Genomic DNA, 23,285 nt, shown 5'->3' with positions numbered 1-23,285 from the left:
TTAGTGTCGATGTTGGCCACAGGACGTGGCCGGTTTTAATCGACCAGGCGTCACCACCGATCGCTCATCGTGGAATCCACAGAGGTCAATTTGAAAAGAGTGGTTTTTCTTTGATTTATAAAAGAAAGATCACTCTTTTTTCTTGTACAATGAAAATAATATATAAAAGTGAAGGATTAAATGGTAGACCGTCAACCATCCATGAATTTAAGTCAGTACAAAGGACTCTGCGATATAATAGTCCCTTGTTCAACTAACCCCTTGAAATGGCTCCAGAAAATGACGTCATTGCTCCCAGCTTATTAGCTTACTGCCGTCGCAAACATCTTACAGACAAAAACATTTTAGATCTCTTGATCGGAAAAACCATGGAGGGCGGTCTTGAGAAGGGCGTCATTCAATTGAGGTCTCTCTGAACTGGACGATTCGGAACGTCTTGTCGAAGTCATTAAAAAGGGAACCGAATCTCGTCTTTACCCCCAAATCAAAGAACCTTTGAACTTCTTAAAGATACGATTACAGATGACCAACTGGAATTACAAGAATACCCAGATCCTGATGCCCGTTTAGGGCATAAATCATCTGCCTCTGCTTTCTTTAGATATAAGACACAATTCGGTGAACACAGGGACTACCGGAAAAAAACGGCCAATAAGCAATTTACTGAGTTAGTGAAAAAAGCGGTCTGTTTGGAAGTTAAATTCCAAACAGACCGCTTTTTTAAATTTATAAACCTTTAGTTTTTCAGTGATCTCACCTCTGCTAGAGGGCTGTTTTCTTTGTTAGTCCCCTACTACAATATAGGCGATCATCGGACCATCCGTTTCAAAATCTGTATGTGTTGTGCAAATCAACCGATATACTCCTTTTTTATCAAACTGCAGATCTACAACAGTTTCCTTCCCCTGGTGAACAATGCCTTGTTGATCCGTCCCTTCAATCACGAAAGGGTGCTGTTCACCATTGACCCCATAAATACTTAATTTAAAAGGCTCCCCCTTTTCCGCAAAAATTGTACCCGGATCCCAGCGATAGGCTTCAATTTCTTCCCCATCTGCCGTCTCCGCTTTAAATTCGCCCGTCACTAAGTTTACGGTTCTTACTTCTTCATCTGCATCTTCTCCAGAAAATGTAGGGATCGACCCGCCAAATGAATTAAATACAAATAATAATGCCGCAAATAGCACACATCCACTGACAACCCACATTATTTTCTTTCCTGATAATACTAAAGCGTTCAACTTATTCCCTCCTTAAGACATGGTTAATTCATGTATATGCGTACATGCCTACGAAACTTGTCTGCTTTTTTATTTATATTATGAGTGATTACTCACTTTACTTTCTGTAGTTAGAGTTTTATAATGTATGTGAGTAATCACTCATCATTTAAGGGGGATCCTTATGAAAAGTGTCGTTGACCTTCAAATGGTTTCACATCAATTCGGGAAAAAAATTGTTTTATCTAACATAACGCTCAGCATTAATAAGGGAGAGATTTTTGGTTTACTCGGCCCTTCAGGGTCTGGCAAAACGACCGTTGTTAAATTAATTACGGGTTTGTTAAAACCTTCCGATGGTTCTGTTTATATTAACGGAGAAAAAATGCCGTCCTTAGCTCAAATGAAACGCTATGGATTCATGGCTCAATCCGATGCCCTTTACCTAGAACTTACAGGTAAAGAAAACCTTGATTTCTTCGCCTCTATTTATCGCTTAAATAAACAAGAAAAAAAGCAGCGGATTAGAAAAGTAATGGAGATGGTGGATTTAACCGATCATATCGATCAAATCGTTGAAACCTACTCTGGGGGTATGAAAAGAAGACTGTCTTTGGCGGCAGCTCTTCTACACGATCCAGAATTGATCATACTTGATGAGCCTACAGTAGGTATTGATCCGGTGTTGCGCAAATCTATATGGGATGAACTGCGCCAGCTTAAAGATAAAGGGGTCACCATCATCTTGACAACGCATGTGATGGATGAAGCAGAAAAGTGTGATCGTTTAGCGATGCTTCGTGAGGGGCAGGTTATCGCAATGAATACACCTGAGAAGCTTAAATCCGATTGTCATGCAACTACTATAGAGGACGTTTTTCTTCACTATGGAGGTGCGGCTCAATGAATACTTGGACGATAACCCGAAGAATTTTCACCCAGTTCCGAAGAGATAAACGCAGCATGGCGCTTATGATCTTAGCTCCTATCTTTGTTTTCACTCTCATGTGGCTCGTACTAGATAGTGACGAAAACACATTAGAAATTGCCACGATAGGTGTCCCTAGTTCTTTTACGGAACATCTTTCTGCGGAAGAAGACGTAAACGTAACTAGTCTGTCAGAAGCGGAGGCCAAGGAAGAAATAGCGGAAGCAACAATCGATGCTTTTATTCTCTGGAAGGATGGTCAGCCAGCTGTCACCATTGAAGGCAGTGATCCGAATATCACTTCCTCTATAAAGGATTTGCTTCAAAATGCTAATAGGGAGGTCTCATCCGATCCTTTTGAAGTTTATTTCTGGCATGGATCTGACGATTTGGAATTATTTGATTATATTGGACCTGTTTTAATCGGCTTCTTTGTATTTTTCTTCGTTTTCATCGTAGGTGGAGTTTCTTTCTTACGCGAGCGGACACAAGGAACGTTAGAACGCATTCTTTCCACTCCTCTAAAGCGGAGCGAATTAGTTTTTGGCTATTTATTAGGCTTTGGCTTATTTACGATCTTACAATCCTTTTTAATTGCCGCTTACTCTATTTATGTACTTGATGTATATATGGAGGGTTATTTCCTTTACGTTTTACTCGTGACCTTTTTATTAGCGTTAACTGCTTTATGTTTAGGAACACTCTTATCGGCATTTGCTAAAAATGAGTTTCAAATGATTCAATTTATTCCACTCGTGATCGTACCGCAGGTTTTCTTTTCGGGACTCTTTCCTATAGAAGGAATGGCCTACTGGCTGCAAGCTATCGGGAAAGTCATGCCATTAACATATGGGGCTGAAGCTTTACGTGGAATTATGCTAAGAAGCGAAGGGTTTGCTGACTTTCAGTCTCCGTTGTACATTTTATTAGGATTCATCATTTTGTTCACTGTCCTTAATATATTCGCCTTGAAGAGACATCGTAGTTTATAGTACGATTAATCCAATTATGAGAGGTGGATTTAATGACTAAAGACTTTAACGACTTATTACAACTTCTCGAAGAAGACGAGCAGAAAAAAACGCCAAAGCAAGCTCAGATTCTAAAAGCAGCTGTAGAAATTTTTGCAGAAAAAGGCTACGCCTCCTCGTCTACAAGCGAAATTGCTGCAAGAGCAGGAGTGGCTGAAGGGACAATTTTTCGGCATTATAAAACAAAGAAAGATTTGCTGATCTCCATTGTTACTCCAGTAATGGTGAAGTTTACGCTTCCTATATTCGCTTCTCACTTTACGAATCAAGTATTTGAAGAACATCCGGACAACTTCGAAGAATTTCTTTCTAATATTATGAAAAACCGCTATAATTTTGTGAAAGAAAATCGCCCCTTAGTTCAAATCATGCTTCAAGAGATGGCCTTTCATGAAGAACTAAAAGAACAATTTCAGAAAGTCTTTATTGAGGAAGTCTATCCTCGGTTTGACCGTGTGATTCATCATTACAAAAAAGAAGACAAACTGGTTGACTTTCCCGCTCCATCAATTATTAGAATGGTAATGACGACCATGATTGGCTTTATCTTAACACGTTTTATTATATCGCCCCAGCTTGACTGGGATGATGAAAAAGAAATGGAGAGAACCATTCATTTTATCATGCATGGTCTCTCTCCAAAGACATGATGCATCTGCTTAGATGCATCATTTTTTTATACGGATGCCCGGCTTTCTGCTTGCTGTGCTTTCACTAAATCAGAATAGAAACCGCCAAGCCCCTGTAATTCATGATGATTTCCTTTTTCGATAATCTCTCCGTGTTGAAGGACTAGAATTTGATCAGCTGCCCGAATCGTGTTCAGCCTGTGAGCGATGACGAAGCTAGTCCTTCCTTTCATCAGCTTCGCCAGTGCATCATTAATTTTAATCTCGGTCACCGTATCAATACTGCTTGTCGCCTCATCTAAAATTAGTAAGGCTGGGTCTGCAAGCATGGCGCGCGCGATAGATAATAGTTGACGCTGTCCATGACTCACTCCTCCCCCATCGGAATCGAGGACGGTATCATAGCCGTCAGGGAGCTGGGAAATAAAATCATGCGCATGTGCCGCTTTAGCGACCTCCTCAACCTCATGATCCGATGCATCCAAGCGTCCGTAGCGCAAGTTTTCTCTAATGGTGGTATGAAACATTGTGGAATCCTGCAGTACTACCCCCATTTGACTTCGTAAACTATCCCTCGTAATCGTATTAATTTCTTTGCCATCCATGAGAATGGATCCTTCATCAATTTCATAAAAGCGTGACAGCAACGAAATGATGGTTGTTTTTCCAGCACCTGTGGGACCAACTAACGCAATCGTTTCGCCAGGAGCGGCGTGAAAATTAATATGAGACAGCGTCTGCTCTTCTTCATAGGAAAATTGAACGTCCCGAAATTCAATATCTCCTCGCATATTTTTAATATCTTGCGCTTGTTTTTCATCTTGCTTTTCTTCATTTTCGTCAATAACCTGGAACACGCGCTCTGCTCCAGCGACAGCAGATAAAATCATGTTATATTGATTAGCCAGATCATTTAAAGGACGAGTGAACTGTCTAGAGTAGGTAGTAAAAGTTACAATCACCCCAATAGATATGCTTCCGTTTAAAGCAAGCCACCCGCCTGCCCCGACAATGATCGCAAAACTAACGTTATTTAGCATATTCATAAGTTTAGGAATGAACCCTGAATATGTCTGAGCCCAGTATCCCGAGTGTTTTAAGGCTTCATTTTTCTCCTCAAAGTCTTTGATTACCCGTTCTTCTCTTGAGAACATAGAGATAATCGTCTGACCAGAAAACATTTCTTCTACATAGCCGTTCACATCACCCAAATGCTTCTGCTGGTCTTTAAAATACCTCCCTGTCCGCTTCGTAATCCATTTCATGCCGAAATACATGACGGGCACAATTGTTAAGGTCAGTAAAGTTAACACTGGACTCAGCCATAACATAATAACAAGAGTTCCTAGAATCGTCAGCACACTTGTCACGAATTGAATAATCGCTGTATTCAACGTACGGCTTACGTTTTCCATATCATTCGTCAGCCGGCTCATCAGCTCCCCTTGCTGGCGTCTTTGGAAAAACAGGATCGGTAGCCGCTGCAAATGAGAAAACAAATGATTACGCATCCTAAATACCGTGTTTTGAGATATGTCGATCATCCAGTAGTTTTGCATCCAAAGAAAAAGAGAATGAAATGCATACACGCCAAGTAATAAACTCAGCATCGTCCAAAGTGTATTCGCATTAGGTTGCGCGATCACCTGGTCCACGGCCACCCCCAGCAAATAAGGGCCCAGCAAGGACAAAGCAGAGCTTAACACGAGAATGGCAAGCACAACTTTGAATCGTTTCTTTTCATGCGCCATATAGCTCCAAATCCGCTTCAATGTAGACTTGATGTCATCTACTTTAGGTGGAGCGGTTCCTATTCCATGATGATGCCTTCTTATAGGAGTTTGGTTTCGTGACTGTGGTTCTGCCATTACATCACGTCCTCTTGCTGGGATTGATAAACTTCTTGGTAATAAGGACTTATCCGCAATAATTGTTGATGATCCCCTTGGGCAATTACTTCACCTCTGTGTAAAACTAAAATATGGTCGGCAGCTTTTAATGAACTAATTTTTTGGGCCACCATAAAAATCGTACATTCTTGCTCTTTTAATGTTTGTAATAAGCGAGTCTCTGTATGAGCATCCAACGCACTCGTACTATCATCTAAAATTAACACCTTAGGTTTGCGTACAAGGGCTCTGGCAATAGACAAGCGCTGCTTTTGCCCCCCAGAAAATGTAACCCCTTTTTGACCCAGTACAGTATCATACCCATTCGGTAACGTCGTAATAAAAGAATGAATCTCAGCCTGTTTCGCCGCCTCGATAATCTCCTGTTCCTCAGCTTTTTCTTTCCCCCAGGCAATGTTATCTCTCACCGTACCAGAGAATAAGTGAACTTCTTGTGGAACGAGGCTGATTTGTTCTCGCAAGCTTTTTACATCCATTTCATTTATTTCCATACGATCAAATAAAATGTTTCCTTTTTCTTTTTCATGCAGTCGAGGCAGTAAATGAAGCAATGAAGTTTTCCCTGACCCTGTTTCGCCGAGAATGCCAACCATTTGACCTGCCTTCACTTGGAAGCTGATGTCTCTTAATATTTCCACACGGTCACGGGAAAATGAGACATTATTAAACGTGATATTACCTAATAGTGTGGCTTGTTCACCCTCCGTATTGGTAACAAATTCAGGTAATTTCTCATCTAACACCTCAGTTACCCTGTTAGCAGATGCATTGCCTCGAGAAAATACCATAATCAGAAAAGAGAAGATCGAAAAAGTAAACATGATTCGTGTCGCATAATTAATGATGGCGACGACTTCTCCCGCTTGAGCTCCGCCAATATTTAACTGGATAGCTCCTGCGAACAGCAAAACAAGAATAATCACATTCATGCCAAGCATAACCACCGGCATAGCAATTTCCATAAGCCATAAGGCGCGCTTATTTTTAACCATTAGCTCCTGATTTACACCGTGAAATCGTTCTTCTTCATATTCTCCTCGATTAAAGCCCTTAACTAAACGTACTCCAGCTAAGTTTTCTCGAATCACGGTATTAACACCGTCTAAGCGAGTTTGGACACTCTTAAAAAGCTTGACTCCTTTTATCAGTACCCAGAACAAGAAACCACCTAGTAGAGGAACAGCCACGACGAGAATAAAGGCTAAAGTTACATTCACTGTAAAAGCCATAACTAAAGCGAAGATAATAAAAAGCGGAGCACGCAGAGCAATTCTCATCAACATGAGCACGAGGTTTTGAATCTGAATCACATCGTTCGTCATACGTGTGACTAAGTTCGGTGTTGAATAGGATTGGAAGTTTTCATTAGTAAAGCTTTGGACTTTCTTAAATAAATCCCTACGAAGATCAAACCCTACTCCTTGACTTACATTCGCAGCGAAGAACGAGTTTGTAATGCCTGCTGCAAAAGCTAGTAATGACAGCCCTACCAGTACCCCTCCCCATATAGAAACTACAGTATAATTCTCCTTCATAATTCCTTCATCGATAATATGAGCCATTAATAAAGGTTGAACAAGCTCGACAGCCAATTCAATCAACATAAGTAATATAGCTATGATAGCCGATGCTTTGTACGCTGATGCATATGAAAAAACTTTTCGCATAACTTGTCCTCCACTAAATCTGAAAGTTTCTATAATTATACAGGATTTTAATCTATGATAGAACTGATTAGATCAGGGTAAAGTTAGGCCGTGTTTTTGGAGTCTCACCCAGCCCCTCATCTTACAGTTGCCTGCTTACCAATAATGAACAGTAACAAAATTGTAAGTACTTGTAGAGATTTGGAAAACCGCATAAAATATCATCATATAGGTTTTATAGTTGATGAGGAAGGTGATATTATGAGGGATAATGTGAAGCCCATCTTCCCGGTTACTGAAGAATTTCTAGAATTAGTGGACTTATTGAATAAAGTTTCAGATTCCTCTGAAGATCAAGTCATTCCTCATACCATGACTGTACTAAATCGAGTATATGCTCAGGGAATAATGGAAGGTTATCAAAAAGCAATTAAGAAACAAAATAATAACAATGAGTCAAGATGAGGTGAAACGGGTGAAAGATAGGGAAGCTGGCATTGACATTACACTCGAAGTCGTTTGTGGGAAGTGGAAAGGCATTATTCTATGGGAATTACTCCATGAAGAGAAGCTTCGCTTTAATGAATTACGACGTTCGATTGATGGGAAGATTTCTTCCCGCATTCTTTCTAGAGAGCTTAGAAAGCTTATAGACGATGGACTAGTGGAACGGATAGACTATAAGACCGTGCCTCCGAGAGTGGAGTATCGATTAACGTCCTACGGCCATACGACATCTTCTTTTTTAGAATCCATGAATAAATGGGGGCTGGCGCACAAGCAAATGAATGCCTCTAAATCAGAAATGGCAGAGATCATAAATAGCGAAAAAACCGAATTAAATATGAGCAATTCCAAAAAAGCGGACTGAGCAATAACAGTCCGCTTCTTTATATACCTAGTGATCAGCTGGAAATGAAATACCCATTTGGCTTCTTGCTTCTTGTAATACTTCTGCGACCAATAAACTATTTTCATTTGAATTGTTGCAGGAAGGTCGATCATGATCTTTCACCTGCTTGTAGAATTCTTCAATTTCATAATACATAGGCGGATATTGATCAGGAAGGTCAAGGCTCTCCACTTCCCCACTATTGTATTGAATGTAAACGTCTTTTGGCTCTGAAATATTAGGAATGATGATCACACCTTCTTCGCCTTGGATTTCCGAAGCGGCGTGAGAATGACTTATTTTTGAATGCATGATGACGGCTTCCATTTCTTTATACTGTGCAATTATGCTTCCTTTTCCGTCCACCCCGGATTCCAAGGCTACCCCATTCGCTTGAATACGGTCAGGCTTTCCAAATAATACGACCATCGGATAGATGCCATACACACCTAAATCCATGAGCGATCCATTCGAGAACTTTGGATTAAAGGCATTAAGGACCGTGCCTTGGCGATAAGCATCATAGCGAGAGGAATATTTGCAGAAGTTGCCAACATAACGGCGTACTTTTCCAATTTTATGAAGGTTGGATTGTATGGATAGAAAGGAAGGCATAAGTGTCGATTTGACAGCTTCCATTAAAACGACATTATTGTCTTTTGCTGCCTCTGTCATACGACGTACTTCCTTTTCATTTGATGCCATTGGTTTTTCACATAATATATGTTTTCCGTGCTCCATAGCTAGAATAGCTTGCTCAGCATGAAACGAATTCGGGCTGGCAACGTAAACAGCATCTACTTCATCACTTTCCACCATATCTTTAACAGAAGTAAAGGTAAGCGGAGCATTATAAGTCTGAGCAAACTCTTTCGCTCGTTCTTCAGTTCTTGAATAAACGCCTTGGACTTTAAAGCCCTCAAGATGCTCGCCTGCTTCAATCATAAGCTTAGTAATAAAATTGGTACCAATAATGCCAAAACGAATCATATGTAAAGTCCCCTTATGTGTGTGATTACTTTTATTATAACAAGTTCTCCCAACAAATCATAAAAGAGTAAAGACACCGATATAAACCAGTGCCTCATTCCTTTATTTCTTTTAATCCAATGTTTGCGAGAACAATCTGACCCTCAACCGTTGGATGGACGTCATTCTCCAAAATATATTCAGGGTGGCCTTTGAAAGCCTGATAAGCATCCACCAGCTTTACTTCAGTAAAGTGACTTAACAATTCAATTAACGAACTATATTGAACGTTAATGTAGTGAAGAGGCTGACTTAATGACTTCCCTTTTTCTGGATAGGGGTTATAGATATTGTAGACGAGGATCTGACCATTTGTTAATTTATCTAATTCCATCACCGTTGAATAAACGTTAAATAAAAGATTACGAACGACAATGGCTACTTCATCCATTTCAATTCCTTTAATTCCCTTGTGCTTTTTCAATAAATTTAAAAGATCATTTCCGCCAATATAGAGAACTACATAATCAGCGTCACGAATGGTTGATCGAAAAACCTCATTTTCATGAACGGCAGCCACTAATTCCTGCGAGGTTAAACCAGGGACACCTAAGTTTGTTACCTCGAGACCAGCTTTTTCCCCTACCATATAAGGAAATGCTTTTCCGGAGGGGTATTGATTATCTTTGCTTAAATTATAACCATATGGAATCGAATCACCAATAGCAACGAGTTGTTTAGATGAAGCGTATATGGAATATGGCTGAACCATTTGTAGGATAAAAAGGAAGCAGAGCATATATATTATTTTTTTCACCTAAACGACTCCCTTTCTTTATTCATATCAAGACTCTTTATTAGCATTCCTGAGTCCATAAGATATCAGTCAATGTTAATTCTTCCAATCCATTAAGAAGGGATCCTGGTTCTGTCATTTATATGGAGAAATAGGACGGTTTCCGCAGGGCATGACGGAAAGGGAGTCGTTTCCCAATCCTTTACTTCTTCAGCACAATGAAATTTTTTCATGGCATAAAAAACGCTTGTAGAGAATATAAAAGTTTCTCTACAAGCTGATAAGACGCGATAAATGGAAGGTTTTTATTACTTTCCAATGAACATCTGAGTCCAATAATTACCGTTCTCTTCATAACCTACGCCAATTTCAGTCATATTGGCGTTCATAATGTTCTTACGGTGACTTGAACTATTCAGCCAGCCATCAACTACTTCTTCTGGCGATTGCTGTCCAGCTGCAATGTTTTCAGCAGCTGTATTAAAATCTACGTCATACTCTTGAAGCATATCGAAAGGACTTCCATAGGTAGGGGACGTGTGTGAAAAATAATCATTTTCTGACATGTCCTCAGACTTTTCTTGTGCCACCTCAGATACTTCTTCACTTAGTTCTAACGGTTCCAAGCCTTGTTCTTCACGAGCTTCATTCGTTAGTTGAACCACTTGTTCATGAATGTCACCTGTAACTTGCTGTCCGTCATCTTGACCCTCATTGTCTTCTTCTCCACCTCGTTCAATATCCTCACCACCGTATGGGTATGGACCATCATTATCTTGGGCTCGGTCTTCCATATTTCGGTCATACGGATAAAACGGCGTTTTATTATCAAACGGGAAGTTTTCGTCAAAGCGATTTAAATCATTCATACGACCGTCTTCATCTTGAGCCCCTGGACCATATGTGACTTGATTATAATCAGAAGCGGCATTATCCGCTGGATCATTATTATTTGCACCACATGCAGCTAGTGTAGTTACGCACAATGCCATGCATGAAGTGTAGATTAGTTTTTTCATCATGTTGCCTCCTTAAGGAAATTCCTCTCCTTTACTATGTGCACGAGAAGAGAAACTATCCTTATGAAAGCAAAGGAAAAAGCAACTAATTCATAGTGACTTTTCCTAAATGTTAAAGTAATTTTTCTTGTAGTCTAAACGATACAACCTTTGCTTCTGTCATAGCTTCAATCGCAAATTGAATACCTTCACGTCCGATTCCTGAACCCTTCGTACCTCCAAATGGCATCGCATCAATGCGATAGTCACTGCTGTCATTGATCATAATGCCGCCTACATTCATATGTTTTATGGCATAGAAGGCTTGATTGATATTGCTTGTGAAAATGCCGGCTTGAAGACCATAGTTTACATCATTTGCTTGTTCTACCGCTTCATATAAAGAATCAACTGGATAGACCAAAACAACGGGACCAAATATCTCTTCCTTAGCAATAGTGGCTTCGTCAGAGACATTCGTTAAAATCGTTGGCGTGTAATAAGCGCCCTCACGCTTTCCTCCAAATTCCACTGTTGCTCCTTTAGCAACAGCTTCATTCACCCAATTTTCCACGCGCTTCGCTTCTTTTTCGTTGATTAATGGACCCATATCAGTTAATTCATCCATTTTATCGCCAACGTTTAACTCCGATGTTCGATTAACGAAGGTATCCAAGAACGTTTGATAAATCCCTTTTTCAACATATACCCTTTGTACACCGATACAGTTCTGCCCTACAGCTGAGAAAGCTCCTGAAACCGTAGATTGAACCGCATCGTGTAAATCCGCATCTTCAAGAACGATGACTGGTGAGTTGGACCCAAGCTCCATGCTCAACTTTTTCGTTCCAGCTTTCTGGGTAATTTTTTCACCTGCTTCTGTACCGCCTGTAAAAGAGACCATTTGAACGGCAGGATGAGTGACCAGCGTATCACCAATTTCTCGTCCAGATCCCGTTACAACTGATAGAAAACCTTCAGGTAAGCCGGCATTCATAAAAGCTTCAGCCAATTTCAATGCACTGAGTGGTGTGACTGAAGCGGGTTTAAGAACAATGGCATTTCCCGCAGCAATGGCTGGACCAATTTTATGAGCGACCATATTTAAAGGGTCATTAAAAGGAGTAATGGCTCCTACAACACCAATTGGAAAGCGGTAGTAATAGCCTACACGATTCTCGCTGCCTTCATTCTGATCAAAGTTCAGCGTCTCCCCGTTGATGCGGCGGGCTTCTTCAGCACTGATTTGAATGGTTTGGGCGGCTCGCTTTACTTCTCCGCGCGCTTCGTTGATTGTCTTACTCCCTTCGCTGGCAATGACCTTAGCGAACTCTTCTGCATGCTCTTTCATATAATTAGATACCTTCGTTAAAATGGCTATGCGTTCATGAGTGGGCCAAACCGTTGTCGTTCGATACGTGCGTTCTGCCGTTTCAATCGCTTCCACCATTTGCTCTTTAGAGGCTAAAGGAACCCTTGCAATCGGTTCATTATTTTGAGGATTTACGACTTCAAACGTATCCTTGCCTTCTACCCATTTGCCACCGACCAACATTTTCATGGCTTTCACCTTCGTATGCATATTAATCACCACCCATTAAATTTTGGCTAGCTTTTTCTCCTTTTGGTAATGAATTAAATCAATTAACAGCGAAAATCCTGTTTCCTGCAAACCTGCGCCTGCACCTGTTAATAAAATAGGTCCGGATAAGTCACATTCGTAAAGAATACCGTTCGTCGCACCTGTGACACTTGAAAGGGGATCACTATTTTCAATACATTCAGGTTTTACGGAAGCTTTTACTTTTCCGTTTTCTCGTGTAATGCGAGCAAGAAGCTTCCACCTTTTCCCTTCCTGCAAAGCAGATTGAACCTGTTCTAACGTAAGATCACTGATGCCTTTACACTCTACGTCTGTATGAGAAATAGGAGTGTCCATAATATAATTGGATAAAATAGCAGCTTTATATCGTGCATCGTATCCTTCTACATCACTCGTAGGATCTGCCTCTGCATACCCAAGGTTTTGGGCTTTTTCTAAAGAATCTTTATACGATTGACCCTTTTCCATTTCAGTCAAAATATAATTCGTGGTTCCATTTAATATGCCTCGGATTTCAGTAATCTGATTCCCTGCTAATGTTTCCTTCGGCATTCGCAAGGCTGGCGTTCCACTCATGACTGTACCCTCAAAGCCAAAGAATGCGTGATTTCGCTCAGCCAACTCAGCTAATTCACGGTAAGCTAAAGCCACAGGTCCTTTGTTTGTGGTGACGACACTTTTCCCATGTTCAAATGCTGTGCGACAATGAGTTATCGCAGGTTCACCAGTGTTTACATCCGTAAATGTTACCTCAACAATCACGTCAGCATTTGTTTTTGTAATAGTCTCCATGCTGCTTAACCCTGTGGTCACCTGAGAAGCACCTTCATACGCTTCTACGGTTCCTTTTTCCCGTACAGCGGTTAAAAGCTCATCAATTTTTAAACCATCAGGATGATAAACCGATCCTTTCATCACGTCTGCCACGGCCACCACTTTAGCATCTAAACCATAGGTAGTAAGCAAGCTTTTTTTTCTATCCCGCAAAATTTCAGCGAGCGCTTGGCCGACACCGCCAAAACCGATAAATGCAATATTTGTCGTCATTGTCCTCCTCCTTACTTTTTTAACAAATGCTGAACGCAGCCTAAGAAAATCGCAACTCCATCAATCAAAGCTTTTTCATCGATATCAAATTGTGGGTGGTGTAAACTGCGTTCTTCATTCAATCCACAACCTAGGAAAAACATAGCTGCCGGTATTTTTTCCGTGAAATAGCTGAAGTCTTCGCTCCCCATTCCAAAAGGTTTTCTAACCACTTGAAACCCTTGTGATGCCTGTTCGATGACCTGATTGATATAAGGGTGATTTTGTAAAGCAGGCTCCCCTTGGTTAACGCTTAGTTGGTAATCTCCCCCTAAAGCTTTCGCAATGGATGCTGCATTCTCAAGTTCTTCGGTTAACTTCGCTCGAACGCTTTTTTCATAAGTGCGGATCGTTCCTTTTATTTCTACATGATTAGGGATCACATTATGAGCTTCTCCACCATGGATTTGCCCAACACTTATCGTGCCTACGTGTAATGGATCCACCTTTCTTCCATTTACGCTGTAAAGGGCTTGAAGCACATAGGAGGATAACCATAATGGGTCAATTGTATCTTGCGGATAACCCCCATGGCCTCCGCGGCCTTTAATCAATAAATCAAATTCATCGTTGTTTGCCATACTTGGACCATCATGCAATTGAATCGTTTTTCTTTTCTGCCAAGGACACATGTGCAAAGCAATAGCACGGTCGATATCATCAAGCAGTCCGGACTGCAGCATCTTTACTGCACCCGATTCCCCGCTCTCATCACAAGCTTCTTCAGCAGGCTGAAAGATAAGCTTAACCGTTCCTTGAATTTGATCTTTTATTTCACTTAAAATTTGAGCAGTGCCAAGCAATATAGCTGTGTGGGCATCATGACCACAGGCATGCATAACACCTTCATGTTCAGAGACATAGTCGTGCTCACCCTGCTCTTGAATGGGTAAGGCATCCATGTCTGCACGTAAGGCAACCGTAGGACCTTCTCCATTGGAGAGGGTGGCTACTACGCCATAACCACCCACGTGTGACTGAATATGGTACGCATGGAAGCTTTTCAAGATTTCAACCACTTTTTTGCTCGTTTGTTTTTCTTTAAAGCTCAATTCGGGGTATTTATGAAAATCACGTCTCCATGCTACCAATTGAGGATAAATTTCTTCAGCTAAAGTGATGTGTTTTAGTTGGTTTGCCATCATCTAAACCCGCCTCAATTTAGCTTTGAACTGCCAAATCCCTTGGCAGAGCTTGAAAAGCTTGCTCCAGATCTTGCTTTAAATCCTCTATATCCTCAATTCCAGCTGAGTAACGGATTAACCCTTCTGGAATTCCCATTGCTGCACGTTCTGCAGGCGTACATTCCACGTGACTTGTGGTACGCGCAGGTCCAACAACTGTTTCTACGCTGCCCAGGTTCGCTGCACGGTTTGCGTACTTCAGCTTAGGAAGTAAGTGACGGACGGTATCAACGCCTCCTTTAACAGCAAAGCTTAACATTCCTCCAAAGCCTTTCATTTGTTGTTTCGCAATGTCATGGCCAGCATGTTCGGCTAACCCAGGGTAATAGACATCCTCTACTACCTCAAATTGCTTTAAGAACTCAGCGATCTCTTGCGCATTTTGGTTTTGTTTATCAATGCGCAGCTTCAACGTTTTCATTCCTCTTAATAAAAGGTAAGCAGCCATAGGGTCTAACGTAGCTCCGTTAATTTCACGATAGTGGTATATTTTTTCAACTAATTCCTTACTGCCGCATACTGCTCCACCCAGCGCATCTGCATGACCTCCGAGAAACTTAGTGGCACTATGAATGACTAGATCTACACCAAGTTCAATCGGGTTTTGGTTGACTGGCGTCGCAAACGTATTATCAACAATCACCGTTGCTCCTACGGCTTTACCTGCTTGAGCCATTCTTTTAATATCCGTAATTTTCACGGTTGGATTCGTTGGGCTTTCTAGATAGAGCACTTTACAGCCTTTTTCAATTTCCTGTTCAATGGCCTCGTGATCGCCTGTATCACAAAGCATCACATCTATATTCAGCTGAGGAAGAAACTCAGTGAAAATTTTATTCGTTCCGCCATACGTGTCTTTAATAGATACAATTCTGTCTCCAGGATGCAGCAATGTTCCAAGCGTATTACTAATGGCTGCCATACCTGTTGAAAAGCTAGTCGCAGCTTCAGCTCCTTCAAGAATACGAATTTTCTCTTCAAAGGCTTCAACCGTAGGGTTGGTATTGCGGCCGTAGATGTGACCTTTTTTGTTGCCAATAGCTACCTCATACCAGTCGTCCATGTCATCGTAGCCAAAGGAAACACTATGCACCACCGGCACCTGCGTTGCTCCAAAAGCTAGTGAATCCTTTTCCCCTGCCCAAATTGATTTTGTACCAAATTTAGCTTCTTTCATGACCTTCGTCCTCCTTAGTATCCAATAATTGATAAACGTAACGCGCAATCGCAGTATCTTGGGCTCCTGTACCCGTCAAATCGCAGATTGTAATTTGATTAGGGTCACTGCGTCCATTCTTTCTTTCACTCGTGATCTCACCAAGCTCAATGGCCGAACTTCTCACTTGGTCGTTTGCACAAGATCTTAACTCTCCAAGGCGCAGCGACTGCTCCACTACATCACATACAAACAGGTCGGCTGCTTCTAGTACTTTGGCGTCAAGCTCCTGTTTATGCTCAGCATCGGATCCCATCGCCGTTATATGCAAACCCGGATGAATCCAATCCTGGTGGATGACAGGGTCCGTCGCAGGGGTGGTTGTAATCACCAGATCACTCCCCTGCACGACTTCCTTAGCCGTTTGTTTTACTTCTACAGGGATAGTAAATCGACTTTCTATATCCCTTTTATATTGGTCGGCTTTTTCTATTGAACGCCCGTATACATAAACCTTTTGAATATCACGTACATTCATAAGAGCCTCGATTTGGTATCGAGCTTGAGAACCTGTACCAATCACGCCTGCTACTCTACTGTCTTCTCGACTTAAGGATCGGGCAGCTACAGCTCCCGCAGCAGCTGTCCGTAAGTCTGTTAAAAGCCCGTTATCTGCAAAAATAGCCAGAGGCTCTCCTGTAACAGCACTTAACAAAATCATCATGCCATTCGCACTTGGAAGACCTCGCTTTGGATTATCAAAAAAACCAGAGGAAAGTTTTACCGCGAAACTGTCCAACCCCTCAATATAAGCGGATTTAATATCAACTTCCCCGTTATTTTGGGGCACATCGATTCGCATAATAGGCGGCATCATGACTTGCTTCGTCGTTAAATCAGTAAAGGCGCCCTCTACTTCATTAATCAAATTTGTATCTAGTCGAATCACTCGATCTATTCGATCTCGCTTATATAAACGAATCGTCCCCACCCCCTTAGCTGATTTGATCGCTGCTATTTAAAAGAATCGATGATTCACGCTTCACAATAAGTTCTTGAGGATAAGTGGTAAAACGTTCACACCCTTTTTCTGTTACACGAAATGTTTCGCTAATTTCAATTCCGTCATAATCAAACCACAAACCCGGAATTAAATGGAATGTCATATTCGGCTGAAGTACTGTCATATCGCCTTTTCTTATACTCGCTGTATGCTCTCCCCAATCTGGCGGATAGTTAAGGCCTACGGAGTATCCCAGCCTCGATTCTTTTTCAAAACCGTACTTTTTAATACTCTTCGCCCATATAGCCTCAAGATCACTACACGTCATTCCAGGCTTTGCCGCTTCTAAAACATTTTGAATTCCCTCGAGTACCACAGGTGCCAGGAATTCTAGTTTTTGGCTCGGTTCACCAATCGCCACCGTTCTTGCTAGAGGCACATGATAGCGTTTATAACAACCTGCTAGCTCCACTATGACTGGACTTCCATCTACAAACGGGCGGTCCGACCATGTAAGATGAGGAATGGAGGTATGATCCCCTGTTGGCAGCAGCGGAACGATCGCTGGATATTCTCCGCCATGCTCAGGGGTCCCTTTGATCAACTGATAGTAAATCTCCGCAGCCGTATCACATTCCCTTCGTCCGGCACATATACTTTCAACGCCTCTAGTCATCGCTAAATCGGCAATTGTTGCAGCACGGTTCATATATTCGATTTCCTGATCTGATTTCACCATTCTTACTCGGTTTACTAGCAGGGAGGCATCCTTAAATTGAGCATTTGGCATGCCTTTTTTCAACCGTTCTAGGGCCATACCTGTAAAATAGTAATGATCCATCTCTACTCCAATACTTCTTCGTCCTTGCCCGATTTGTGTAAGAATTTCAGCAATAAAATCCATGGGGTGGTAGGTGTCTGAATGAACATAATAGTCAGGGTAAGCGATCACATTTTCTTCATAAATCCATGTTGTCGCCCGCGCCCCATTTGCATCTTGATAGCGTCCAATCCAAATCGGCTGCGGCTCATCAATGATAACGACAAGCATTTGATGAACATAAAAGGACCAAGCATCATATCCAGATAAATAATTCATATTCGCTGGATCCGTAATCAGAAGCACATCAATTCCCTTCTCAGCCATGCGCTCCTTTGTCCCCTTAATTCGTTGATGATATTCTAAAATATCAAATGGAAGCACCATAAACTATCCCCCCTATTATCTGAATATTTAATATATTATATATTCATTGTATTCATTGGGTTTTTGTTATGTAATGTAAAAATTGTATGAAATTTTATGATGTTTTTTTATACAGAAATTTTATTAGACAGCAATCGACTCAGTTCTTTCATGTCGTACATAGAAGAGTGTTGGAGAAACAGGGCAGGGGGATACCTCGCTTCAGCTGAATAGGGCATGGTTTAATTTGCACACAAAAAAGTGCGTTTCTCTCCAAAGAGATAAACGCACTCAGGCTGTCAAGAAAGCTTGGATGGAGGTTGAAGACAAAGTATCACTCGGTTCGTATGGAGAAAAGGAAAGCCTTGCCGTCACTTGTTCTAGTGAGATACGAATAAGGTGTGACCCCAGATGGCTGATCATGCCCGTGGAGATTATAAAAAGGTAGTTCATTTACATTCGGCATGTTCTGTGGGGCTATGGAAAGGGAATCGTTTCTTAATCCCCTTCCCTCTTAGTTCTGCGAAAAAAGTTTTTCTACAAGCTGAAGGGCTGGGTCAAAGCGATAATTGTCATCTGAAAAGACAAATAATTAACGATCATTCAAAAATGAGTACCATGCAGCGTAGTCAACATGCGAAGACTCCTGCGAGAACAGCACGAGTCCAAAGACCCCACAGGAACGCGGTCTTTGCTTTCCGAGAAGTCTGAGGCCCGTACCCGCTTAAAAGCGAAGGATGTTGACGAAGGGGTGACTGCTAAATACAGAAAGACCCGATCCAATTCGAATGAATGGTTCGGGTCTTTCTTGGATGAATATCGTTTTTTAATTTTCTCCAAACATAAATGTTCGATGGTGATAGGAAACCGAAAAGGCGAGCCCGATGGCGATTAAGAAAGCTAGCAGTGAGCTTCCTCCATAACTAATGTATGGAAGGGGAATCCCTGTAATCGGCAATAGTTGAATGGACATGCCTATATTCTGAAACACGTGAAAAGCAACCATACAAATGAGCCCTACCATAACATACGTACTGAATTTATGATTAGCTCTAGTCGCAATTGTTGTTAAACGATAAATAAACAAAAAGAAAGCTAACAAGACAACACAGCTTCCTATGAAACCATATTCTTCTCCAATAATACTAAAGATAAAATCAGTATGGGCTTCAGGCAGGTAGAGTTCTCTTTCTCCAAGCCCCTTTCCATACATTTGACCAGACCCTATGGATCGCATCGCTCTAATCAGTTGAAACCCTTCAGACGAACCATATTGCTGAGGGTTTAACCAAGCATAGATCCTTCCGAGCTGGTATTGCTTAACACCTAAGTATTGATCTAATAACTGTGGAAACTTGATCGCCAGCCATATGATTCCTACCCCTGCTACAGCAATCGAACCAAAAATAGGGGTGATAATTTTCCAGCTGACTCCTGATATCAACGTCATTCCGGCCATAATTGCTAAAAAGACTAACGCTGTACCTAAGTCGGGCTGCTGCATAATCAAAACCAAAGGAAGCGCCGTCAACCCTACGATCTTTCCTAAAAGTATGAAATCATCTTTAATCGTTACGGATCTTACTTTTTCGTGATGATTCGAGATCACATTCGCTAAGATAAGAATCGTAAAAACCTTCATAAATTCAGAAGGCTGAATAGACCCAAGACCTGGTAAGATAAACCAGCTTTTCTGTCCTTTTACAACGGGTGCAATAGAAGCTGGTGCTACAACTAACGCTAATAACACTACAAGACCTGCTATGTAGAGAGGCCAGCTGATTTTTTTGTAAAAATCAGGCTCAAAATAGAGCATAATACCGATAATGACGCCGCCTACTCCGAACCAGACAAGCTGTTTAAGCATGAAGTTTTCATTATATTGAGGACTTTGCTGCGCACTATATAAGGCCACACAGCTAATCGTAATAAACATACATAGAATAAAACAAAGCTTCCAATCAAATCGTTCTTCAAAATTCAATGGATCCCGCTTCCCCCTTTCTAAGGGACGTTAAATCATTCAACGCAATCTATTTAACCATATATTAGGTACAAAGAGAAGAAAGAACGCAAAAACACTACATAATCTTCACATCTCTAAAACTATATTTTATCACATAACTGCCGCTTTAAGGTATATCGATAGGCTACATTTTATTAAATACTAGCCCCTATTAGATCTTATTGTTACGCTTAAGGTATAAAATTCCATATTTAAAAATGAGGTGGAAACAATGGAGCACTTGGTCAAAACGTTTAAAGATTTTTCTCAGGAAGCAAAAAGTGGATCAAGTCCTTTATATAGCTATTTGTCTTCTCAAATCGCAAAGGACCACTTTATTCTATCTCTCGCCTCCTACACCAGAAAAGAACAACCTGCGGCAAACTTACTTTTAGCCAGTGTGCACTGTCTTTTACTAAATGGGGGGAGTCATCCATTAAGAAACTATTACCCCAGCATCATGGCTCAACCTTCAGAAGAAGATGCTTTTCCAGCATTTAAACACTTCTGTCGAGCTCATGAAAAAGAGATTAAGATGCTCTTAAAAACAAAACTCGTGCAAACGAACGAAGTGCGACGCTGCGCTTATTTGTACCCTTGTTTCTCCTATGTATATCAAAAAACCAAACAGCCGCTCACGCTAATAGAAATAGGAACAAGCGCCGGCTTCCAACTCAATTGGGACCGCTATAATTACAGCTATAACAGTGAGAGAATGATTCTAAATGGAAGAACAAACGTTCATATAAGATCTACTATTAAAGGAGAGAACATACCTACACTGCCACTTCATGCTCCACCCATCAACGACCGATATGGCATCGACCTGCACATTAACGATATGAATAACCGAGAAGATTTGGCATGGCTGAACGCTTTGATTTGGCCTGAGCATTCTGAACGAAGAGAGCTTTTCTTAAAAACAGCAGAAACCGTCAAGCAATCACCGATGCAGCTAATTGAAGGAGATGGTGTTGAGCTGCTCCCTTCCATAGCACGTAAAATACCTAAGGGCTCCACTTTATGTGTTTTTCATACCCATGTAGCCAATCAAATGAAGGACTCGGCAAAGGAAAAACTACTTGATCACATAGAAGCGATTGGACGTGAAAGGAATGTGGTTCATTTGTACAATAATATCGCGGATACGAAACTTCATTTAGATTTATTCGTAAATAAAGGGCGAGAGGAATACGTCGTTGGAGAAACAGACGGCCATGGAAGGTGGTTTACTTGGGAAATCACCCAATAAAGAAGATAGTAAGGAGGAGAGAATCATGAAAAATGCAGGATTATTCTTTGGACTGCTGCTAACAGGATTGTTTGGTGGACAGTTTATCATCCGCTTGCTTAGGGACGGGGATTTCTACTATATTGAATTTGGAATAGGTTTAGTCGGACTGATTCTTCTTATCTCATCTTTATTCAGTAAAAGAACTATGAAAGAGGTATACAGGAATGAGCGCAACTTCTAAATCCGTTCATTGTTAGAAATGCCTTAAAGAAATTCATGTTAGAGATGAAGACTGTTATGCCAAAGATTTAAAAGGCGCAAAAACATTCATAGTAAGTATCCAGCCTATCAACGGTTTTTCAGGGAATTTCATTTCTATCCTAGCTTTATTCTTTTGCACCATTTGGCCATTCCTTGCAGAAGGTTTAAAAATTTTTCTTCTTGTACTTGCTGTGATCCCATTAGCTTATAAAGGTTTTTCCTACATAAGACTAGAAAGACACTTACCCAAATAACTGCAGAAAGGATCAATCAAATGAAAAAATACATAACTTTTCTCATTAGCTTTTCCTTGCTTTATATCATTTTAGACCTCACGTCAGGGTTGATCTTAACAATGAATCATCAGACGAACTTCACTGTAAATACCGCCCTTGCCTCAACGGAGAACTTTGGGCAAGCATCATTGGTGCCTTTCCTCATTTCTTTACTATCCGCTATCCTGGCTTATATTTTTTCGCAAGCTTTAGAAAAGCGCGTATCATAATGGCCCATGAACCGATTAGGAGGAATACCCATGACCCCATCAAAAGTTAAAGGCATTCAGCTCGATTCGCAAACCCGCTGTGCCCATTACCATAGCGAAGTGGATATTATCGCCATTAAATTTCACTGCTGCAATAATTACTATGCCTGCTACTACTGCCACAAAGAAATGGTCAACCATTCCGCTACAAAATGGCCTAAGGAAGAACAAGGTGAACACGCCATCTTGTGCGGCAGCTGCCAACACGAGCTCACGATACACGACTATATGAATAGCCGATCATGTCCTACCTGCAGCCACCCCTTCAATGAGAAATGCAGCCTTCACTTTCCTCTTTACTTTGAAACATAAGAAGGTCCCTGGCCAGGGACCTTCTACAGCTTATAGAAAATTCTTATTCTATAAGCATTTTTTATATCTTCTGCTTAAAGCTTCTCCACCGCCTTAGGTACATCCTCTGCATCCGTAATGGCAGAAATCACCGATACACCATCTGCCCCCGCCTCTATCACCTCAGAGGCATTCTCTACTGTAATACCACCAATTCCAACAAGCGGCACTTCAGGGTGGAGACGCTTAACTCTCTCAATCCATCCCACACCTACAGCCTCCTTTGCATCCACCTTCGTAGATGTATCAAAGACCGGACCCGCTCCCAAATAGTCCACTGCCTCAATCGAACTTCCCAGTAACTCTTCTTCATTCGAAATAGACAGCCCAATGAGTTTCTCTGGGAAAAGGGTTCTCAGCTCTTCCACATCAACATCGTCCTGACCTACATGAATGCCATCTGCATCGAGAGGCTCCACCAATGCGCTGTCATCATTTACAATAAACAACACATTATACTTCCGGCAAAGCTCGCGAAATTTCTTGCCAAGTTCTAACTTTGCTTCGCCTTCTAGTGATCCTGGCCCTTTTTCCCGGTATTGAAATGCTGTAATGCCACCATATATAGCTTCTTTTAGAATCTCGATTGGATCTCGGGGGCAGTTTTGACTGCCCATAATTAAATATTTTCTTAATTTCTTGCTAAGGTCCAT

General features: G+C 41.3%; 23 protein-coding genes. 9 read left to right on the top strand and 14 right to left on the bottom strand.

Annotated features, from left to right (window positions below; genetic code table 11):
• Positions 1-782 precede the first annotated feature (782 nt).
• Positions 783-1,241 (bottom strand): cupredoxin domain-containing protein, encoded by a 459-nt coding sequence (locus IEV27_RS09390; RefSeq protein ID WP_188377202.1) that lies wholly within the window; start codon positions 1,239-1,241, stop codon positions 783-785.
• 163 nt (positions 1,242-1,404) lie between these two features.
• Here IEV27_RS09390 and IEV27_RS09385 point away from each other — a divergent pair, with 163 nt between their 5' ends.
• The 3 genes from IEV27_RS09385 to IEV27_RS09375 are packed head-to-tail and all read left to right on the top strand — an operon-like array spanning position 1,405 to position 3,829.
• On the top strand, positions 1,405-2,127 hold the full coding sequence (locus IEV27_RS09385; protein WP_188377201.1) for an ABC transporter ATP-binding protein: 723 nt from the start codon (positions 1,405-1,407) through the stop codon (positions 2,125-2,127).
• Positions 2,124-3,140, top strand: a complete 1,017-nt coding sequence (locus IEV27_RS09380) for an ABC transporter permease (protein ID WP_188377200.1) — start codon at positions 2,124-2,126, stop codon at positions 3,138-3,140. Before IEV27_RS09385 ends, IEV27_RS09380 begins: the two co-directional genes overlap by 4 nt.
• A 32-nt stretch (positions 3,141-3,172) precedes the next feature.
• Positions 3,173-3,829 (top strand): TetR/AcrR family transcriptional regulator, encoded by a 657-nt coding sequence (locus tag IEV27_RS09375; protein ID WP_188377199.1) that lies wholly within the window; start codon positions 3,173-3,175, stop codon positions 3,827-3,829.
• 26 nt (positions 3,830-3,855) lie between these two features.
• On the opposite strand, the gene IEV27_RS09370 is transcribed toward IEV27_RS09375, so the two are convergent.
• Positions 3,856-5,676 carry an ABC transporter ATP-binding protein gene (locus tag IEV27_RS09370; RefSeq protein WP_188377198.1) on the bottom strand — a complete coding sequence of 607 codons (1,821 nt, stop codon included), beginning with the start codon at positions 5,674-5,676 and terminating at the stop codon, positions 3,856-3,858.
• On the bottom strand, positions 5,676-7,385 hold the full coding sequence (locus tag IEV27_RS09365; protein ID WP_188377197.1) for an ABC transporter ATP-binding protein: 1,710 nt from the start codon (positions 7,383-7,385) through the stop codon (positions 5,676-5,678). Before IEV27_RS09365 ends, IEV27_RS09370 begins: the two co-directional genes overlap by 1 nt.
• 240 nt (positions 7,386-7,625) lie before the next feature.
• On the opposite strand from IEV27_RS09365, the gene IEV27_RS09360 reads away from it, so the two are divergent.
• The gene (locus IEV27_RS09360) at positions 7,626-7,829 is read left to right on the top strand and encodes a hypothetical protein (protein WP_188377196.1); all 204 of its coding nucleotides are present in this window, start codon (positions 7,626-7,628) and stop codon (positions 7,827-7,829) included.
• A 10-nt stretch (positions 7,830-7,839) separates the two neighbouring features.
• Positions 7,840-8,235, top strand: coding sequence for a winged helix-turn-helix transcriptional regulator (locus IEV27_RS09355; RefSeq protein ID WP_188377195.1), 396 nt, complete (start codon positions 7,840-7,842; stop codon positions 8,233-8,235).
• A gap of 27 nt (positions 8,236-8,262) precedes the next feature.
• Here the strand turns inward: IEV27_RS09355 and IEV27_RS09350 are convergent, their stop codons facing one another.
• The 10 genes from IEV27_RS09350 to IEV27_RS09305 form a co-directional block, all read right to left on the bottom strand.
• Positions 8,263-9,246 carry a Gfo/Idh/MocA family protein gene (locus tag IEV27_RS09350; protein ID WP_188377194.1) on the bottom strand — a complete coding sequence of 328 codons (984 nt, stop codon included), beginning with the start codon at positions 9,244-9,246 and terminating at the stop codon, positions 8,263-8,265.
• A gap of 94 nt (positions 9,247-9,340) precedes the next feature.
• On the bottom strand, positions 9,341-10,042 hold the full coding sequence (locus tag IEV27_RS09345) for an SGNH/GDSL hydrolase family protein (protein ID WP_229735048.1): 702 nt from the start codon (positions 10,040-10,042) through the stop codon (positions 9,341-9,343).
• Positions 10,043-10,329: 287 nt separating this feature from the next.
• Positions 10,330-11,040 carry a CAP domain-containing protein gene (locus IEV27_RS09340; RefSeq protein WP_308808310.1) on the bottom strand — a complete coding sequence of 237 codons (711 nt, stop codon included), beginning with the start codon at positions 11,038-11,040 and terminating at the stop codon, positions 10,330-10,332.
• A 112-nt stretch (positions 11,041-11,152) separates the two neighbouring features.
• On the bottom strand, positions 11,153-12,601 hold the full coding sequence (locus tag IEV27_RS09335) for an aldehyde dehydrogenase family protein (protein WP_188377192.1): 1,449 nt from the start codon (positions 12,599-12,601) through the stop codon (positions 11,153-11,155).
• A gap of 15 nt (positions 12,602-12,616) precedes the next feature.
• Complete coding sequence (locus IEV27_RS09330) at positions 12,617-13,669, bottom strand: homoserine dehydrogenase (protein WP_188377191.1); 1,053 nt, start codon at positions 13,667-13,669, stop codon at positions 12,617-12,619.
• Between the two features lie 11 nt (positions 13,670-13,680).
• Positions 13,681-14,850: a M20 metallopeptidase family protein gene (locus tag IEV27_RS09325; RefSeq protein WP_188377190.1), complete on the bottom strand. Its 1,170-nt coding sequence runs from the start codon at positions 14,848-14,850 to the stop codon at positions 13,681-13,683.
• Between the two features lie 19 nt (positions 14,851-14,869).
• On the bottom strand, positions 14,870-16,069 hold the full coding sequence (locus tag IEV27_RS09320) for a cystathionine gamma-synthase family protein (RefSeq protein ID WP_188377189.1): 1,200 nt from the start codon (positions 16,067-16,069) through the stop codon (positions 14,870-14,872).
• Positions 16,056-17,039: a cyclodeaminase gene (locus IEV27_RS09315; protein WP_188377188.1), complete on the bottom strand. Its 984-nt coding sequence runs from the start codon at positions 17,037-17,039 to the stop codon at positions 16,056-16,058. The genes IEV27_RS09320 and IEV27_RS09315 overlap by 14 nt, the downstream gene beginning before the upstream one ends.
• A 4-nt stretch (positions 17,040-17,043) precedes the next feature.
• Positions 17,044-18,258, bottom strand: a complete 1,215-nt coding sequence (locus IEV27_RS09310; RefSeq protein WP_188377187.1) for a M24 family metallopeptidase — start codon at positions 18,256-18,258, stop codon at positions 17,044-17,046.
• 805 nt (positions 18,259-19,063) lie between these two features.
• The gene (locus IEV27_RS09305) at positions 19,064-20,221 is read right to left on the bottom strand and encodes an FtsW/RodA/SpoVE family cell cycle protein (RefSeq protein ID WP_188377186.1); all 1,158 of its coding nucleotides are present in this window, start codon (positions 20,219-20,221) and stop codon (positions 19,064-19,066) included.
• Between the two features lie 244 nt (positions 20,222-20,465).
• On the opposite strand from IEV27_RS09305, the gene IEV27_RS09300 reads away from it, so the two are divergent.
• The 4 genes from IEV27_RS09300 (at position 20,466) to IEV27_RS09285 (ending at position 22,593) form a co-directional block, all read left to right on the top strand.
• Entirely contained in the window at positions 20,466-21,494 is a 1,029-nt protein-coding gene (locus IEV27_RS09300; RefSeq protein ID WP_373868086.1) for a DUF2332 domain-containing protein, read from the top strand.
• A 25-nt stretch (positions 21,495-21,519) separates the two neighbouring features.
• Complete coding sequence (locus tag IEV27_RS09295) at positions 21,520-21,717, top strand: hypothetical protein (protein WP_188377184.1); 198 nt, start codon at positions 21,520-21,522, stop codon at positions 21,715-21,717.
• Positions 21,718-22,011: 294 nt separating this feature from the next.
• On the top strand, positions 22,012-22,242 hold the full coding sequence (locus IEV27_RS09290; RefSeq protein WP_188377183.1) for a hypothetical protein: 231 nt from the start codon (positions 22,012-22,014) through the stop codon (positions 22,240-22,242).
• A gap of 30 nt (positions 22,243-22,272) precedes the next feature.
• Positions 22,273-22,593, top strand: a complete 321-nt coding sequence (locus IEV27_RS09285) for a CHY zinc finger protein (RefSeq protein ID WP_188377182.1) — start codon at positions 22,273-22,275, stop codon at positions 22,591-22,593.
• A 74-nt stretch (positions 22,594-22,667) separates the two neighbouring features.
• Here IEV27_RS09285 and thiE read toward each other — a convergent pair whose 3' ends face one another.
• Positions 22,668-23,285: a thiamine phosphate synthase gene (gene thiE, locus IEV27_RS09280; RefSeq protein ID WP_188377181.1), complete on the bottom strand. Its 618-nt coding sequence runs from the start codon at positions 23,283-23,285 to the stop codon at positions 22,668-22,670.

This window comes from Halobacillus andaensis, from assembly GCF_014636475.1.
In the GTDB taxonomy this organism is placed as follows: domain Bacteria; phylum Bacillota; class Bacilli; order Bacillales; family Halobacillaceae; genus Halobacillus_A; species Halobacillus_A andaensis.
This window is presented reverse-complemented; position numbering and strand designations above follow the sequence as displayed.

What these genes read in the sequence shown, in the direction of transcription:
- IEV27_RS09385 (WP_188377201.1), top strand. Translation starts at nt 1,405, where the DNA reads ATGAAAAGTGTCGTTGACCTTCAAATGGTTTCACATCAATTCGGGAAA.
- IEV27_RS09380 (WP_188377200.1), top strand. Translation starts at nt 2,124, where the DNA reads ATGAATACTTGGACGATAACCCGAAGAATTTTCACCCAGTTCCGAAGA.
- IEV27_RS09375 (WP_188377199.1), top strand. Translation starts at nt 3,173, where the DNA reads ATGACTAAAGACTTTAACGACTTATTACAACTTCTCGAAGAAGACGAG.
- IEV27_RS09370 (WP_188377198.1), bottom strand. Translation starts at nt 5,676, where the DNA reads ATGGCAGAACCACAGTCACGAAACCAAACTCCTATAAGAAGGCATCAT.
- IEV27_RS09365 (WP_188377197.1), bottom strand. Translation starts at nt 7,385, where the DNA reads ATGCGAAAAGTTTTTTCATATGCATCAGCGTACAAAGCATCGGCTATC.
- IEV27_RS09360 (WP_188377196.1), top strand. Translation starts at nt 7,626, where the DNA reads ATGAGGGATAATGTGAAGCCCATCTTCCCGGTTACTGAAGAATTTCTA.
- IEV27_RS09350 (WP_188377194.1), bottom strand. Translation starts at nt 9,246, where the DNA reads ATGATTCGTTTTGGCATTATTGGTACCAATTTTATTACTAAGCTTATG.
- IEV27_RS09340 (WP_308808310.1), bottom strand. Translation starts at nt 11,040, where the DNA reads ATGAAAAAACTAATCTACACTTCATGCATGGCATTGTGCGTAACTACA.
- IEV27_RS09335 (WP_188377192.1), bottom strand. Translation starts at nt 12,601, where the DNA reads ATGCATACGAAGGTGAAAGCCATGAAAATGTTGGTCGGTGGCAAATGG.
- IEV27_RS09330 (WP_188377191.1), bottom strand. Translation starts at nt 13,669, where the DNA reads ATGACGACAAATATTGCATTTATCGGTTTTGGCGGTGTCGGCCAAGCG.
- IEV27_RS09325 (WP_188377190.1), bottom strand. Translation starts at nt 14,850, where the DNA reads ATGGCAAACCAACTAAAACACATCACTTTAGCTGAAGAAATTTATCCT.
- IEV27_RS09320 (WP_188377189.1), bottom strand. Translation starts at nt 16,069, where the DNA reads ATGAAAGAAGCTAAATTTGGTACAAAATCAATTTGGGCAGGGGAAAAG.
- IEV27_RS09310 (WP_188377187.1), bottom strand. Translation starts at nt 18,258, where the DNA reads ATGGTGCTTCCATTTGATATTTTAGAATATCATCAACGAATTAAGGGG.
- IEV27_RS09295 (WP_188377184.1), top strand. Translation starts at nt 21,520, where the DNA reads ATGAAAAATGCAGGATTATTCTTTGGACTGCTGCTAACAGGATTGTTT.
- IEV27_RS09290 (WP_188377183.1), top strand. Translation starts at nt 22,012, where the DNA reads ATGAAAAAATACATAACTTTTCTCATTAGCTTTTCCTTGCTTTATATC.
- IEV27_RS09285 (WP_188377182.1), top strand. Translation starts at nt 22,273, where the DNA reads ATGACCCCATCAAAAGTTAAAGGCATTCAGCTCGATTCGCAAACCCGC.
- thiE (WP_188377181.1), bottom strand. Translation starts at nt 23,285, where the DNA reads ATGGACCTTAGCAAGAAATTAAGAAAATATTTAATTATGGGCAGTCAA.